The organism is Xanthomonas cannabis (assembly GCF_040616535.1).
GTDB lineage: Bacteria > Pseudomonadota > Gammaproteobacteria > Xanthomonadales > Xanthomonadaceae > Xanthomonas > Xanthomonas cannabis.
The window spans coordinates 1239187-1254443 of sequence record NZ_CP136580.1; the positions used below are offsets into that span (position 1 = coordinate 1239187).

Annotated in this window: 12 protein-coding genes; 7 read left to right on the forward strand and 5 right to left on the reverse strand. The window is 66.6% G+C overall.

The features are described 5' to 3' along the window. The first annotated feature begins 172 nt into the window (after nucleotides 1–172). The 7 genes from folC to RZV17_RS05325 all read left to right on the forward strand — a co-directional run bounded on the left by folC (nucleotide 173) and on the right by RZV17_RS05325 (nucleotide 8183). Nucleotides 173–1372 carry a bifunctional tetrahydrofolate synthase/dihydrofolate synthase gene (gene folC, locus RZV17_RS05295; RefSeq protein WP_355609193.1) on the forward strand — a complete coding sequence of 400 codons (1200 nt, stop codon included), beginning with the start codon at nucleotides 173–175 and terminating at the stop codon, nucleotides 1370–1372. Between the two features lie 68 nt (nucleotides 1373–1440). Continuing rightward, entirely contained in the window at nucleotides 1441–2520 is a 1080-nt protein-coding gene (locus tag RZV17_RS05300) for an SPOR domain-containing protein (protein WP_184552637.1), read from the forward strand. A 215-nt stretch (nucleotides 2521–2735) separates the two neighbouring features. Then, nucleotides 2736–3482 carry a CvpA family protein gene (locus RZV17_RS05305; RefSeq protein WP_184552635.1) on the forward strand — a complete coding sequence of 249 codons (747 nt, stop codon included), beginning with the start codon at nucleotides 2736–2738 and terminating at the stop codon, nucleotides 3480–3482. Nucleotides 3483–3512: 30 nt separating this feature from the next. Then, a complete protein-coding gene (gene purF / locus RZV17_RS05310; protein WP_039412221.1) occupies nucleotides 3513–4979 on the forward strand; it encodes an amidophosphoribosyltransferase in 1467 nt (488 codons plus the stop codon). Between the two features lie 126 nt (nucleotides 4980–5105). Continuing rightward, nucleotides 5106–5930 (forward strand): ferritin-like domain-containing protein, encoded by an 825-nt coding sequence (locus RZV17_RS05315; protein WP_355607724.1) that lies wholly within the window; start codon nucleotides 5106–5108, stop codon nucleotides 5928–5930. A gap of 448 nt (nucleotides 5931–6378) precedes the next feature. After that, nucleotides 6379–7632 carry a zinc-dependent metalloprotease gene (locus RZV17_RS05320; protein ID WP_355607727.1) on the forward strand — a complete coding sequence of 418 codons (1254 nt, stop codon included), beginning with the start codon at nucleotides 6379–6381 and terminating at the stop codon, nucleotides 7630–7632. 131 nt (nucleotides 7633–7763) lie between these two features. Then, nucleotides 7764–8183: a hypothetical protein gene (locus tag RZV17_RS05325; RefSeq protein ID WP_355607730.1), complete on the forward strand. Its 420-nt coding sequence runs from the start codon at nucleotides 7764–7766 to the stop codon at nucleotides 8181–8183. A 110-nt stretch (nucleotides 8184–8293) separates the two neighbouring features. Here RZV17_RS05325 and lpxH read toward each other — a convergent pair whose 3' ends face one another. The 5 genes from lpxH to ppk1 all read right to left on the reverse strand — a co-directional run bounded on the left by lpxH (nucleotide 8294) and on the right by ppk1 (nucleotide 15224). Further along, nucleotides 8294–9037 (reverse strand): UDP-2,3-diacylglucosamine diphosphatase, encoded by a 744-nt coding sequence (gene lpxH / locus RZV17_RS05330; RefSeq protein ID WP_355607733.1) that lies wholly within the window; start codon nucleotides 9035–9037, stop codon nucleotides 8294–8296. A 625-nt stretch (nucleotides 9038–9662) separates the two neighbouring features. After that, on the reverse strand, nucleotides 9663–10205 hold the full coding sequence (locus RZV17_RS05335; RefSeq protein WP_355607736.1) for a phosphatase PAP2 family protein: 543 nt from the start codon (nucleotides 10203–10205) through the stop codon (nucleotides 9663–9665). Beyond that, a complete protein-coding gene (locus RZV17_RS05340; RefSeq protein WP_349775822.1) occupies nucleotides 10186–11322 on the reverse strand; it encodes a glycosyltransferase family 1 protein in 1137 nt (378 codons plus the stop codon). The genes RZV17_RS05335 and RZV17_RS05340 overlap by 20 nt, the downstream gene beginning before the upstream one ends. Before the next feature lie 216 nt (nucleotides 11323–11538). Then, complete coding sequence (ppx, locus tag RZV17_RS05345; protein WP_179455073.1) at nucleotides 11539–13059, reverse strand: exopolyphosphatase; 1521 nt, start codon at nucleotides 13057–13059, stop codon at nucleotides 11539–11541. Nucleotides 13060–13121: 62 nt separating this feature from the next. Then, nucleotides 13122–15224: a polyphosphate kinase 1 gene (gene ppk1, locus RZV17_RS05350; RefSeq protein ID WP_039412246.1), complete on the reverse strand. Its 2103-nt coding sequence runs from the start codon at nucleotides 15222–15224 to the stop codon at nucleotides 13122–13124. Nucleotides 15225–15257 lie beyond the last annotated feature (33 nt).

Sequence of the window (15257 nt, forward strand, 5' to 3'; positions counted from 1 at the left end):
CTGCCGTAGTTTCTTCATCGCGGCCAAACCATCGCTTCCCTGATCAACTGTGCGCTGCATTGGCGATAATGCCCTCCAATGCGCATGACATCAGGTAAATTCAGTGACTACCCCCACAGTACTCTCCGACTGGCTCGCCTACATCGAGCAGCAGCATCCCAGCGCCATCGACATGGGCCTGGAGCGCGTGCGCGAGGTTGCGGCGCGCCTGCAGATCGAAGCGCCCGCCAGGCACGTCATCGTCGTGGGCGGTACCAACGGCAAGGGCTCGACGGTGGCCTTCATCGAGGCGATCGGGCGCGCGGCCGGCTGGAAGGTGGGTGCCTACACCTCGCCGCATCTGCTGCGCTACAACGAACGCGTGCGCATCGACGGCAACGAGGCCAGCGACGCACAGCTGGTCGAAGCGTTTGCTGCGGTCGAGGCGGTGCGCGGTGATACCACGCTGACCTATTTCGAATACGGCACGCTCGCCGCGCTGTGGCTGTTTCAGCAGTCCGCGCTGGAGTTGGCGGTGCTGGAAATCGGCCTGGGTGGGCGCCTGGATGCGGTCAACATCGTCGATTCGGACGTGGCGGTGATCACCACCGTGGATATCGACCACACCGACTGGCTGGGCGAGGATCGCGAAGCGATCGGCACCGAGAAGGCCGGCATCATCCGCGCCTGGAAACCGGTGGTGCTGGGCGAAATCGACCCGCCTTCCAGCGTGCTGCGGCGCGCTTACCAACTGGGTGCCAACGCCATCCGCGCCGGCAGCGATTACTTCTTCGAGCCGATCGACGCCCGGCAATGGCGTTGGCGCGATGTGGCCGTGACCCTGGAGCTGCCGATGCCGGCCCTGCTGGCGCCGGTGCAGCTGGCCAATGCCGCGGCCGCCATCGCGGCGCTGCAGGCGCTGCCGGTGGACGTGCCCGCAGCGGCCTGGGCGCAGGGCATGACCGATGCGCAGGTGGTGGGGCGCCTGCAGCGCATGGACGTCGCCGGCGTGGAGGTGCTGCTGGATGTGGGGCACAACCCGCAGGCTGCACGCGCGCTGGGTCAGGCACTGGCTGCGCAGCCGATCGCCGGCGTCACCCATGCCGTCTATGCCGCGCTGGCGGACAAGGATGCGGTGGGCGTAGTGGAGGCAGTGGCGGGGCAGGTGGATCACTGGACGCTGGCGGGACTGCAAGGTGCCCGCGCCCAATCGGCGCAGGCCCTGCAGCAGCGTCTGCAGGGCACGGCCGCGGCCCAGGCGGCGTGTCATGCCGATGTTGCGCATGCGCTACGCGCGGTGCTGGCCGCCGCCCGGCCCGGCGACCGTGCATTGGTCTTTGGCTCCTTTCTTACCGTTGCCGACGCGCTAACCGCACTTCGTTCAGCCCACTAGGGTCGGCGGGGTGGCGCCGGCCTTATAATCGCCGCGGCACCCCGCCACGCCGCCTTTAGCTCTCTTCTGTGGACACTGCTCTGAAACAGCGACTGATTGGCGCCATCGTTCTGGTGGCACTTGCCGTGATTTTCCTTCCGATGCTGGTCAAGGGCCCCGCGCCATCCAGCGGCGTGGCCGACGTCCCGCTCGAAGCGCCTGCCGCGCCCGGCAATGGCGAATTCGAAACCCGTGAATTGCCGCTGGTCACCCCGGGCAATGCACCGGCTGGTGGCGCCTTGGGTATGGCGGGTGCCCCCAGCGCGCCTGCAGCGGTGCAGGACAACCCGGATGCCGCCGATCTGGCCAACCCCTCCAGCGCGCCGTCGGCGCCAGAAGTGGCGGCCGGCAACTACGCGGTGAATTTTGGCGCGTATGCCACCAGCGCCGATGCCGATGCGGTGATTGCGCGGCTCAAGCAGGCGAACTTGCCTGGCTTCAGCGAGAAGACCCAGATCGGTGGCCGCCCCGCCTGGCGCGTGCGCGTGGGGCCGTATGCCGATCAGGCCCAGGCCGAATCGGCCCGCCTGCAGGCAGTGAAGGTGCGCAGCGACGTCAATGCGCAGGTGGTGACGCTGGACGCGAATGCCGCCGCACCGGCACCGGTCGCGACGCCGACGCCCGCGCCGACTGCAAAACCGAGCAGCAGCGTGGCCGCTGCCAGCGCGCCGGCTGCGCCAAAGACCGAGAGCCTTCCGCCGGAACCGGCCAAGCCGGTCGCAGCGGCACCCAAGCCGGCCGAAGCGCCCAAGCCGACACCCGCCCAGCCAGATGTTGCCAAGGCAGCGCCGGCCAAGCCAGAACCTGCCAAGCCCGAAGTTGCCAAGCCGGTTGCCGCTGCGCCGACCGCGCCGCCAGCACCTGCCGCGAGCGGCGTCGGGTTTGCCGTGCAGCTGGGCGCATTCGGGCGCGCCGAAGATGCCGACGCCCTGCGCGACCGCGTGCGCGCCGCCGGCTTCAGCGCCTTCGTCGAACAGGTTCGTACCGACAAGGGCGCGCTCAACCGCGTGCGTGTCGGGCCAGTGGCCAATCGCGGCGATGCCGAGCAGTTGCGTGCGCAGGTCGCCGCCAAGGTCGGCATTTCCGGCATGGTGCGCCCGCATCCATAAACGCCTGCGCCGGCCGCAAGCAAGCGCGGCCGCTGCGTGTGTGGCAGCCGCTCGTACACTGCACGGCTGGCGCACCGCCATGTGTCCGCTAGCTGCCCGCATTGCGCTGCCGGCTGCGGCTGGATTTTTGAACGCCTCGCACCCACGGAGGGGAGGGCAATGACGACCGAGCCAGAATGCAGTAACGGCGCGCGCGCCGCGCGGAGACCTCGCCAATGATCGACATGGTGCTGGGCGTCATCATTGTGGTGTCGGCGTTGCTGGGCCTGCTGCGCGGCTTCGTCGCCATCGTGGTCGGCACCTTGTCGTGGCTGCTGGCCGGCTGGGCCACCTTTCTGTTCGGCGGCGCGGCGGCGCGCTGGCTGGCCGATGGCAAGCATCCCTCGGCCACCGAGTCGTTCGGTGGCTACGCCATGGTGTTTGTCGGCGTGCTGATCAGCGTGGCGGTGATCGGCATGCTGATCCGCGCCGGCGTGGACGCGGTCAAGCTTGGCGGCACCGACCGCATGCTCGGCTTCGGCCTGGGCGTGGTGCGCGGCGCGTTCTTGGCCAGCGTGCTGGTGCTGCTGATGGGCTTCACCCCGCTGCCGCGGGAGCCGTCCTGGCGCCAGTCGGTGCTGCTGCCCATGCTCCAGCCCGGTGCGGGCTGGATGCGCGCGCAGCTGCCGGCCTGGCGGATGCCATCGATGGAGATGCCATCGATGGAACTCGGCAACTTGCCAACGGAGTTGGGGAAGTTGCCCTCGGCAGGCGATAATACGGACCTGGGCAAGGCACTTGGCGGTTCCGGCCTGGGCGACACCATCACGCGTGCGCTTGGCAAACCCGGCAAAGCTGCCAGCGACGGACGTGATCCGACGCAGGCGATGCCGGCCAATATCGATCCGGCGCAGGTTCGCGGCGGAGAAAGCGACCCGGCTCGGGTCGAATCCCAAGGCCAGGCACGGCCACCTTCACAGTAACGGCGCAAGCCGAAGCGGAGAACGCGCACCATGTGTGGCATCGTCGGTATTGTCGGCAACCAGAACGTCGCCGGGCAGCTGTATGACGGCCTGACCGTCCTGCAGCATCGTGGGCAGGACGCCGCAGGCATCGCCACCGCAGACGGCACGCGCCTGCGCGTGCAAAAAGCCAATGGCCTGGTGCGCGACGTCTTCGACGAAAAGAAGATGGCGGTGCTCGAAGGCCGCGTCGGCATCGCGCACTGCCGCTACCCGACCGCCGGTTCGGAAGGCATGGACGAGGCGCAGCCGTTCTACGTCAACTCGCCCTACGGCATCGCGTTGGCGCACAACGGCAACCTGATCAACACCGAGGCCTTGCGCCAGCAGGTGTTCGAAGCCGACCGCCGCAACATCAACACCGATTCGGACAGCGAAGTGCTGCTGAACGTGTTCGCCTACGAGCTGGACGCGCAGCGCATGCTCACCCCCGAAGCGGCAATCCGCGCGGTGGCCGGTGTGCACCGCCGCTGCAAGGGCGGCTACGCGGTAGTCAGCGTGGTACTGGGCCTGGGCCTGGTGGCGTTCCGCGACCCGCACGGCATCCGTCCGCTGGTGCTGGGCAAGCGCGAGCACGCCGAGGGCACCGAATACATCGTGTCCTCCGAATCGGCCGCGCTGGACATCCTGGGCTATCAGCGCGTGCGCGACGTGCGCCCGGGCGAGGCGCTGGTGATCACCGCGCGTGGCGAACTGTTCTCGGAAGTGTGCGCGTCGCCGACCAACAACGCGCCGTGCATTTTCGAATACGTGTATTTCGCGCGTCCCGATTCAATGATCGACAACATCTCGGTGCACAAGGCGCGCATGCGCATGGGCCTGAAGCTGGGCGAAAAGATCCTGCGCCTGCGTCCGGACCACGACATCGACACCATCATTCCGATCCCGGATACCTCGCGCGATGTGGCGCTGGAAATGTCCAACGTGCTCGGCGTGAAATACCGCGAGGGCTTCGTCAAGAACCGTTACGTGGGCCGCACCTTCATCATGCCGGGGCAGGGCGAACGGCAGAAGTCGGTGCGTCGCAAGCTCAATCCGATCCATCTGGAATTCCGCAACCGCGTTGTGCTGCTGGTGGACGATTCCATCGTGCGCGGCACCACCAGCCGGCAGATCGTGCAGATGGCGCGCGACGCTGGCGCACGCAAGGTGTACCTGGCCTCGGCCGCGCCGCCGGTGCGTTACCCCAACATCTACGGCATCGACATGCCGGCGGCAGAAGAGCTCATTGCGCATGGCCGCAGCGAGCTGGAAATCCAGGAATTCCTCGGCTGCGATTGGCTGATCTACCAGGATCTGGAAGACCTGGAAGTGGCCGTGCGCGAAGGCAATCCGGAGATCAAGCAGTTCGATTCCTCGTGCTTCAACGGCGAGTACATCACCGGCATCGAGCCGGGCTATTTCGAACGCATCCAGCAGCTGCGCTCGGACGATGCCAAGAAGCGTCGTCGCGCCTGAGTCACCGCGGTGGCGCGGCCGACTGGTCGCGCTGATGTTGCCGGCAAGCTGTGCAAGGCAGGACGCCTGCGGGCGCTTGCGGGCGTACTGCGTGTCTGCTGCAAGCGGTCACTCGTGGCCGACGGCATGAGCATCGGTTCGTTCGAACGCACCGATCTGTTCGCTGCTGCGCGCCTGTGCCTGGACCAGGCCGACCCGCTGCAGAAAGTTGCACTGACCCAGCAGTACGCCGCGGCCTTTCGCGCAGGCCATCTCATGATCGATTCGGCGGCGCCTGCGCCCGAACCGATCCGCATGCCGGGGCGGCCGCCAACACCAATCCTGGTACATCCACGCGATCTGCCGCGACGCGGATTGGGAACACCGGAAGGACGCGCCGCGTTCATCCATGCCATCGCCCATATCGAGCTCAATGCCATCGATCTGGCCTGGGATGCGGTGTATCGCTTTCGCGGGCTACCGGAGGGGTTCTATGCCGACTGGGTGGCAGTTGCCGACGACGAATCGCGCCACTTCATGCTGCTGCGCGCGCGCCTGCAGGCGCATGCCCACGACTATGGCGACTTTGCCGCGCATAACGGCTTGTGGGAAATGTGCGAGAAAACCGCGCACGACGGCCTGGCACGCATGGCCCTGGTGCCACGCGTGCTCGAAGCGCGTGGCCTGGACGTGACACCGGCGATGATCGTCAAGCTGCGCTCGCTCGGCGATGCGGCAACCGCCGACGTGCTGGACATCATCCTGCGCGAAGAAGTGGCCCATGTCGCGGCCGGCTCGCGGTGGTACCGCTGGTATTGCGAACAGGCCGGCGTCGAGCCGCGTGCGCGCTTCAAGGCCTTGTTGCGCGAGTACGCCGGCGGCTACCTGCATGGGCCGTTCAATATCCAGGCGCGGTTGCTCGCCGGGTTCGATGAGGATGAACTGACCGATCTGGTGGAGCAGGCCGGCTGATCGCTGCGCCGATGCGCGCACGAGACGGTGTGGCATGCGTGCCGACACCGCCCCGCCGAACGCGTGCACCGATCAGCCAGTGTCGCTGTCATTTGGTTTGACCGAACGCCAAGCGGTGCGCCGACCGTACCGGTCTGCCGTTGTCCCGCACTGCGCATGGCCCAACGCAATGCCCCCCCGCATGCAGCGGGGCAGCGTGCTGCCCAGATTCTGCACGTGTCCTCGCCGCTGCGTTTCCCCGGTGCCGAGACTGACACACCGGACTGTGCGCTGGTTCCTCCCATGTCGCCGCCGGAATCGCATCCAGTCATCGGCAAACATCACAAAACTGTAATTTTCCTTTGTAACAACTTGCAATCTGTCCTTTGTGGCGCGCCCTAATGACGTCCCGGGGACAGGGGCCCGGTGTTTCGCATCCGTTACTTCCATGTCTTAGGAGAGAGAGACGATGAAGTCGAAGTCGATGTGCACCACGCTGGGCCTGGTGGCCATGTGCCTGGCCGGGTCGGCCGCCGCTGCCGGCAAGCCGCTGTACCAGACCGGCCCGGCGCTCAGCCGCAGCGCCACTGCCACCGCTGCAACCGAACCTGCGCTGCAACGCCTGATGACCGCCCCGTCCACTGCCAACGCACAGGTGGTCCAGCTCGACGCCGGCGCGGTGACCGCGACGGAAAGGCTGCTGGAACTGCAGCTGGACGGCCAGACCATCACCGCCACCCAAGCCAAGGTGGATGCGCTGGAAGGCGGCGACAGCGTCTGGTACGGCAACCTCGGCCCGCGTGCCGGCACCCGCGCGCGCACGTTGTCGGGTGTGGACCCGTTGAACTCGGCCATCCTGGTGCGTAGCGGCGACACCGTCACCGGCACCATCCGCTACGCCGGCAAGCTGTATCGCCTGCGTCCGCTCGCCGATGGCCGCCACGTGCTGGTGCAGGTGGACGAGCAGCGCATGCCGCAGGAGCATCCGGCCGAATACAGCCTGCTGCCGCGCTTCGACATGCCCGGCGATGGCCGCGTCACCGCCGCTGCCGCATCGTCCGGCAGCCCAGCCACCATCCGCGTGCTGGTGGTGGCCACCAACAAGGCGGTCACCGCCTATGGCGGCAACATGCAATCGCTGGTGCAGCTGGCGGTGGCCGAGGCCAACCAGGGCTACATCAACAGCAACGTGGGCATCACCTTGCAACTGGCGCGCTACGAGACCACCAGCTACACCGAAACCGGCAACTTCACCACCGACCTGCAGCGCTTCCGGGTCACCAACGACGGCTACATGGACAGCATCCACACCAGCCGCAACACCTACACCGCCGATGTGGGCGTGATCGTGCTGGACAACAGCAGTTACTGCGGTCTGGCGTCGGGGATCGGCTCGACCGCCGCAAGCGCCTTCGCCTCGGTGTACTGGGATTGCGCCACCGGCTACTACAGCTTTGCGCATGAAATCGGGCATCTGCAGAGTGCGCGCCACGATGCCACCAACGACCCGAGCACCTCGCCCTATGCGTACGGCCATGGCTACCGCTACGGCAACAGCTGGCGCACCATCATGGCCTACGACTGCACCAGCGGCTGCCCGCGGTTGAACTACTGGTCCAACCCCAACATCAGCTACAACGGCGTGCCGATGGGCAATGCCAGCACCGCCGACAATCAGCGCGTGCTGGTCAACACCAAGGCCACGATCGCCGGCTTCCGCTGATCCTGCTGCGCGTTCCACGCGGTCCGGCACCGGCAGGTGCCGGGCCAATGCGCTACACCCGGGCACGGCGATCGCGCAGACTAGACGCACCGCCGGCCGCTGCCGGCCACGTCCTGTCGAGCGGAGCCCTCATGTCCACCTTCCTGCGTTATGCGCTGCTGTGTCTGGTCGCACTAGCCGCTGCCGGCTGCCGCCAGCAACCGGCCGAGCCCGCCGCCACCGCACCCACGCCTACCGTAGAAGCCCCGGCGCCGGCGACCGCCAACGATGCCCGGGCCCGCGCCCTGCATGTGCTCGAAGCGCGGCTGCAGAGCGACCACGCCTACCCGGACAACTGCATCAGCATCATCGACGAAGACGGCGATGTGCCGTCCACGGACGCCTTCGACTTCGCGGTGCGCGAGCGCCACGGCGACGGCTGCCCGGGCGACCCGCAGACCAGCCCGGTGCGTGACCGCTTCCGCGTCCAGGCCGATGGCACATTGCTCTGGTACGACGTGGTCAATGCCGATTTCGTCGACTACGCCGAGCGTGCACGTAGCACGCAATGATGTCGTGCGCTCAAGTGGCTCGCGGCTCCATCGCCGAGGCTGGCTGGTTGAACAGCGTATAGCGCGCCGAACGCCCGATGCCTGCGCGCGCTGTCGCCGCGCCGCGTGGACTACAGCGCCAGCTGCTCCAGCGACACGCCATCGGCATCCACGCGCAGCACCGAGCCTTGTTCGTACCAGTCGCCCAGCACGATGCGCGTGCAGGTCTGCCCGCCGGCCTGCAGCGTGTGGATCGCGGGACGGTGGGTGTGCCCGTGAATCATTCGATCCAGTCCGTAGCGGACAAAGGTGGCCTCCACCTCGGCCGGCGACACGTCGGTGACCGTCTCAAAGCGCGACTGGTCGCCTTGTTTGAGTTCGGCATGGCGTGCCTGGCTGGCTGCACGTGCCTGCTGCGCGAATGCTACGCGCGCGGCCAATGGCTGGGCCAGGAACTGCGACTGGAACACCGGGTCGCGCGTCTGCGCGCGGAACGCCTGGTAGGCGGTGTCGTCGGTGCACAACAGGTCGCCATGCATCAGCAGCGTCGTATGGCCGTACAGATCGATCACGGTGGGGTCGGGCAGGATGCGGAAGCTCGCGCGCCGCGCGTAGGTGTCGCCGACCAGGAAATCGCGATTGCCCGCCATGAAGAACACCGGCACGCCGGCGTCGGCCACCGCATGCAGTGCCACCGCGACCGCATCGGCAGCGGTGGAGGGCGTGTCATCGCCGATCCAGGCCTCGAACAGATCGCCCAGGATGTACAGCGCGTCGCTGCCGGGCACCTGCGTGCGCAGAAAGTCCAAAAACAGCTCGGTGATTGCCGGCCGGGCCGGGTCCAGATGCAGGTCGGAAATGAACAGGGTCGTCATTGCGCCATTGTACGGCGGCAGGGCGGAGCGGGAATGGGGAATGGGGAATGGGGAATCGGGAATCGGGAATCGGGAAGTGGAGAAGCGGAGAAGCGGAGAAGCGGAGAAGCGGAGAAGCGGAGAAGCGGAGAAGCGGAGAAGCGGAGAAGCGGAGAAGCGTTTCGGCTGCGCAGCGATTGGTGTGCGAACCGAACGATTCTTGCAACTTCGCCGGAGGCTGGCGACCGCCTTTAGACATCCTGCAGCTCGCACGCCATGGAGCGTGTACGTGGGTGGGCAGCTTTCTGTCAGCTCACCGCATACCTTCAGCGCAAGATCCCCTCTCCCTGCGGGAGAGGGGTAGGGGTGAGGGTACGGGGCGAAGCCACGCGCTGAAGTCGCAATTGCTGCGTCGCGGCCTTTTCGACTTGTGCGAAACACCAATCGACGGCAAATGAATGAGGCTTCGCACGAACCCTCATCCGCCCCTGCGAGAGCACCTTCTCCCCCACAAAGGAGGACATGTCCCGGCGGGAGAAGGCCGCGGCGAAGAGGCCTTGCTGCTTACTTGGCGCCGTCCTGGTGACTGTCCGTTTGCCCTGACGCTTACCTGTCAGCAAGCCGCCCTCACGCAAACCGCCAGCGCTTACCCCAACACCGCCGGCAGCCCCCACAACGACAGACTTGCCAGCAGCACGCCGATCGCCGTGGCCGCGAGCACATCGCTGGGGTAGTGCAGGCCGAGCACCACCCGCGACAGCGCCACGCCGGCCGAAAACGGCACCAGCAGCGGGGCAAGCCACGGGTAGTACGCCAGTGCCACGATGCTGAAGGACACCGCGTGCAAGGTATGGCCGGACGGAAAACTGAACTCGTCCAGCGGCGCCACCCACGCGCGGATGCGCACATCGGCCGCGTAGGGGCGCGGGCGTCGGGTCCAGCGCTTGAGCGCCTTGTACAGCGTCAATGCCAGCACGCCGGTGGCGGCCATATGCGCCGAGGCGCGAACCCCGTCCATGCCGTCGAGCACCACCAGCAGGCCCATCAGGCTGTACCAGAACACGCCATCGCCCAGCCGGCTGATGGTGGCGAAGGCGCGCCGTACCGGGTGACGTCGGCACCAGTGATTGGCGCGCCGGCACCAGCGCGCTTCGTGGCCGCGCAAGACCTCAAGCTGCGTTGACGACATAACGCCCCCGTGCCGCGGTGATGCCCAGCAACAAGGCTTCGAAATCGGACACCACGTTGTCCGGATGCAGGCGTTTCATTGCCTGTGCTGCGGCCATACCCAGGCGTTGGCGCAGTGCGTCGTCCTGGGTCAGCGCAACCGCGGCCTGGATGAATGCATCGTCGGAGTCCACCGCTGCGCCGTTCTGGCCGCTGCGCAGATATTCGCGTGCGGCACCGTAGTCGAAGGCGACCGTCGCCACGCCGCTGGCCATCGCTTCCAGCGTCACGTTGCCGAAGGTCTCGCTGCGGCTGGGAAACAGAAACAGGTCGCCGCTGGCGAAGTGGCGCGCCAGTGCCTCGCCGCGCTGGATGCCGCAGAAGATGAAGTCGGGGTGCTCCTGCGCGATCTTATCGCGCGCCGGGCCATCGCCCACCCAGACGAAGCGCGCCTTGGGGCGGGTCCGTTGCAGCGTGCGAAATGCCAGGATCGCCAACGGCAGATTCTTTTCGTTGGCGATGCGCCCGACATAGATCGCCGCAAAGCCGTCGCTATCGATGCCCCATTCGGTGCGCAGCGCGGGATCGCGACGGCGCGGATCGAACTGCTGGCTGTCCACGGCGCGCGCCAGCAGCTGCACGCGTGCAAAGCCGTCGTTGCGCAGAAACTGCAGCAGCTCGCGAGTGGGCACCAGCGTGGCATCGGCCTGGTTGTGGAACCGCCGCATCCAGCGCAATGCGGTGCCCTGCAGCCAGGCCGCGCCGTAGTCGGGCAGGTATTCGTCAAAGCGGGTGTGGAAGCCCGAAGCGACCGGAATGCCCAGCCGGCGTGCCGCACGCATCGCCGACCAGCCCAACGGGCCTTCCGTGGCCACGTAGATCGCATCCGGTTGCGTCGTGCGCCAATGGCGAATGAGGCGATGCGTGGCCGGCAGGCCGAATTTCAATCCCGGGTAGCGCGGCAGCGACGCGCCCCGCACCAGCAGCGCTGCGCTCGGTACGGTGTCGGCGCTCTGGCGTGGACGTACCACATCCACCTGGTGTCCGCGTGCGCGCAGACCGGTTTCTAGTCCGTGCACGGTCAGTGCAACACCGTTGACCTCGGGGGGATAGGTTTCGGTAACGATCGCATAGCGCATGCCGTTCTCCCGTTTTCGCTAGCTTCGGGCAAGGCGATGGCATTGGTGTTGCGCCGATAAGACGTGGCGGTGACAAGCGCGACGGGAGTGGGAATTCGGGATTGGGGATTCGCAGGAGCGGGCTGTGCAAATGTCAGAAAGCCCGCAACACATGGTCTGCCGGGATCAACAAATCCCCAATCCCGAATCCCCAAATCCCGCCTGAGGCCGAAGGCCTCAGGTCACAAACGGTTTGAACGCAATCCCCAGGCCGGCCATGCTTTCGACTTCGCCGATCAGGTCGGCACGCAGCAGCGGGCGCGAGTCGATCCAGCTTTGCGACAGGATCAACGACAGCCGCGTGTCGTCGGCGGTGAGTTCCAGGGTCGGAATCGGGTCCGACTCGTGCGCGCGGTGCAGCAACACCGCCAGCCGCAGCAGCGCGGCCTTGCGGCGGGTGGGCAGCAGCAGGCGGTCGGGCAGGGCCTCGAACGCGGTCTTGGGCACGTTGCGTCGATGCGTGCGCACCAGCGACGCCAGCACCTGCTGCTCCTGCCGGGAAAACCCGGCGATATCCGAGTGTTCCAGAATGTAGCTGCCGTGCACGTGGTACTGGCTGTGCGCAATGATCAGCCCCAGCTCGTGCAGGCGTGCGGCGCGGCGCAGCACCTGCGCATCGTCGCCGTCCAGTTGCCAGGATTCGCAGACCTGGTCGAACAGCCGGCAGGCAGTGGCTTCCACGCGCTGCGCCTGGACTTCATCGATGCCATAGCGCTGCACCAGCGAGGCCACCGAGCTGTCGCGCGGGTCGTTTTCGCCGCCGCGGCCGAGCATGTCGTACAGGATGCCTTCGCGCATCGCTGCCTTGCTGACCATCAGCTTCTCCAGCCCCAAAGCCTGAAACGCGGCTTCCAGCACCAGGATGCCGCCGGCGATGATGGGGCGGCGCTCGGCGGCAAGGCCGGGCAACTGGATGTCTTCGATGCGTTTGGCCTTGAGCAGTTCATCGCGCAGCGCCGGCAACGCCTGCGCCGTGATCGCGCCCTTGGTCAGCTTCATCGCCGCGCAGATCTCGCCGATGGCCTTGTGCGTGCCGGACGAGCCGATCGCTTCATGCCAGCCCAGCGCCTTGTACTGGCCGGCAAACTGCTGGAACTCGGCGCCGATCTCGGTCAGCGCATCCTTCCATTTCTTCTTCGACAATTTGCCGCCGGGGAAAAACCGCCGCGTACTGGCAATGCAACCGGCCTGCAGGCTTTCGCGCTCCAGCGTCTGGAAGCCGCGGCCGATGATGAACTCGGTCGAGCCGCCGCCGATGTCGATCACCAACCGGCGTTGGTCGGGCTTGGGCGGCTGCGCATGCGCCACGCCCAGGTAGATCAGGCGCGCTTCCTCGCGCCCGCTGACCACTTCGATCGCATGACCCAGTGCGGTCTCCGCCGGCATCAGGAAGGCCTGCGGCGAGCGCAGCTGACGCACCGTGTTGGTCGCCAGCGCACGCACGCGCAGCGAAGGAACTTCGCGGATGCGTTGACCGAAACGTGCCAGGCATTCGAGCGCGCGCTGGCGCGCCTCGTTGGACAGGCCACCCTTGCCATCCAGGCCGTCGGCCATGCGCACGGTCTCGCGCAGGCGGTCGACGACGCGCAGCTGACCCATCAGGTAGCGCGCAATGACCATGTGGAAACTGTTGGAGCCTAGGTCGATGGCGGCGAGAAAATCGCCATCGCGCAGGGGCGGAATCGTGGGGGAGGGCATTGGCATGGCCGCATGGTAGCCGATGGGCCGTTGGCCACGTGAGAGGCCACGGCCGCGGCCTCTCAGATCCGGTCGAGCAAGGTCATCTGCGCCGAATGTGCCGGCTCGCCCGGTGCCGGCGTGCGCTTGTGGTACACGCCCTCGGCATCCAGTTCCCACGCACTGACGTTGTCGTCCAGGTAGTTCTGCAGCACTTCGCGGTAGACACGCTTGGCCAGGTCCGGGTCCAGGATCGGGAAGCAGGTTTCCACGCGGCGCAGCAGGTTGCGTTCCAGCCAGTCGGCACTGGCGCAGTACAACTCGGCCGCACCGTCATTGCCGAACCAGTACACCCGGCTATGTTCCAGGAACCGCCCCACGATCGAGCGCACGCGGATGTTGTCCGACACGCCCGGGACGCCGGGCCGCAGCGTGCAGGCGCCGCGCACGATCAGGTCGATCTGCACGCCGGCCTGCGAGGCGGCATAGAGCGCACGCACCACCTGCGGTTCGTTGAGCGCGTTCATCTTGGCGATGATGCGGCCGGGGCGGCCATTGTGGGCCAAGCGCGTCTCCCGTTCGATCCGCTTCAGCACGCCGGCATGCAGCGTAAACGGCGATTGCAGCAGCTGATCCAGCTTCATGCGCGGCGCAAGCCCGGACAACTGCTGGAACAGCATGTGCACGTCGTTGCCGATCTCCGCATCAGCGGTGATCAGGCTGATGTCGGTGTACACGCGTGCCGTGCCGCTGTGGTAGTTGCCGGTGCCCAGGTGCACGTAGCGTTTGAGCTTGCGTCCCTCACGGCGCACGATCAGCAGCATCTTGGCGTGGGTCTTGAAACCGACCACGCCGTAGACCACCTGCACGCCGGCTTCCTGCAACTTGTCTGCCAGGCCCAGGTTGGCCTCTTCATCGAAGCGCGCGCGCAGCTCCACCACCACGGTGACGTCCTTGCCGTTGCGCGCGGCCAGAATCAATGCATCGACAATCAGCGAGTCCTTGCCGGTGCGGTACAGCGTTTGCTTGATCGCCAGCACGTTCGGGTCGACGGCGGCCTGACGGATCACATCCAGCACCGCGGTGAACGCATCGAAGGGGTGATGCAGCAACACATCGCCCTTGCTGACGATCTGGAAGATGCCCTCGCTGTCGCGCAAGGTGCGCGGATTGAACGCGGGGTACTTCAGCTCCGGGCGCTGCACCAGGTCGTAGACCTGGGTGACGCGGCTCAGGTTGACCGGCCCGACGATGCGGTACACCGCGTTCTCGTTCAAACCGAAGTTCTGCAGCAGGGTACGCATGATCGGCGCCGGGCAATCGTGCGCGATCTCCAGCCGCACGGCCGGCCGGTAGCCGCGCGTAACCAGCTCGTCACGCAGCGCAAGCGCGAGATTTTCGACTTCTTCCTCGTCCACCACCAGTTCGGAGTTGCGGGTGACGCGGAACTGGTACGAGCCCTTGACCTGCATGCCCGGGAACAGCTCGTCCACGAACTCGGACAGCACCGAGGACAGGAACACAAAGCTCTGCGCGCCTTCCGGCGACAGGCTGGCCGGCAACTGGATGATGCGCGGCAACGAGCGCGGCGCACGCACGATGGCCAGATGGCCGGCGCGCCCGAATGCGTCCTGGCCTTCCAGCACCACCACGATGTTCAAGGTCTTGTTGAGGATCTTCGGAAACGGGTGCGCCGGGTCCAGCCCCAACGGCGACAGCACCGGCATGATCTCGTTGCGGAAGTAGGCGCGCAGCCAGCGCTTCTGGCGGGAATTCCACGTCGAGCGACCGAGCACGGCCACCCCGGCATCTTCCATCGCCGGGCGCAGCACTTCATTCCATGCGTGGTACTGCTGCTCGACCAGCTTGGCCGCGCGGTCATGCACCGCGTTGAGGATGGCGGTCGGGCTCAGCCCGTCCGGGGCCGGCGGCAGGCCGAACTCCTGCGCATGCCGCACGGTGGCCGCGCGGATCTCGAAGAACTCGTCCAGATTGGTGCACGAGATGCACAAAAAGCGCAACCGTTCCAGCAGCGGAACCTGCTCGTCCAGTGCCTGCGCCAGCACCCGGAAATTGAAATCCAGTTGCGACAGTTCCCGGTTGATGTACAGCGCCGGATCACGCAACGGATCGGTGGCGATGTCCTCGGACGGCGTGATGTCGTGCAGTTGTTTGGCGTGGCCCATGGAGTCGGTCATCAAGACGGAAGTGGTGTGCGT

Excerpts from the sequence above, each read along its gene's own strand:
- RZV17_RS05320 (WP_355607727.1), top strand. The coding sequence starts at position 6,379 with ATGAAGTCGAAGTCGATGTGCACCACGCTGGGCCTGGTGGCCATGTGC.
- folC (WP_355609193.1), top strand. The coding sequence starts at position 173 with ATGGGCCTGGAGCGCGTGCGCGAGGTTGCGGCGCGCCTGCAGATCGAA.
- RZV17_RS05315 (WP_355607724.1), top strand. The coding sequence starts at position 5,106 with ATGAGCATCGGTTCGTTCGAACGCACCGATCTGTTCGCTGCTGCGCGC.
- lpxH (WP_355607733.1), bottom strand. The coding sequence starts at position 9,037 with ATGACGACCCTGTTCATTTCCGACCTGCATCTGGACCCGGCCCGGCCG.
- ppx (WP_179455073.1), bottom strand. The coding sequence starts at position 13,059 with ATGCCCTCCCCCACGATTCCGCCCCTGCGCGATGGCGATTTTCTCGCC.
- RZV17_RS05305 (WP_184552635.1), top strand. The coding sequence starts at position 2,736 with ATGATCGACATGGTGCTGGGCGTCATCATTGTGGTGTCGGCGTTGCTG.
- RZV17_RS05335 (WP_355607736.1), bottom strand. The coding sequence starts at position 10,205 with ATGTCGTCAACGCAGCTTGAGGTCTTGCGCGGCCACGAAGCGCGCTGG.
- RZV17_RS05340 (WP_349775822.1), bottom strand. The coding sequence starts at position 11,322 with ATGCGCTATGCGATCGTTACCGAAACCTATCCCCCCGAGGTCAACGGT.
- purF (WP_039412221.1), top strand. The coding sequence starts at position 3,513 with ATGTGTGGCATCGTCGGTATTGTCGGCAACCAGAACGTCGCCGGGCAG.
- ppk1 (WP_039412246.1), bottom strand. The coding sequence starts at position 15,224 with ATGGGCCACGCCAAACAACTGCACGACATCACGCCGTCCGAGGACATC.
- RZV17_RS05325 (WP_355607730.1), top strand. The coding sequence starts at position 7,764 with ATGTCCACCTTCCTGCGTTATGCGCTGCTGTGTCTGGTCGCACTAGCC.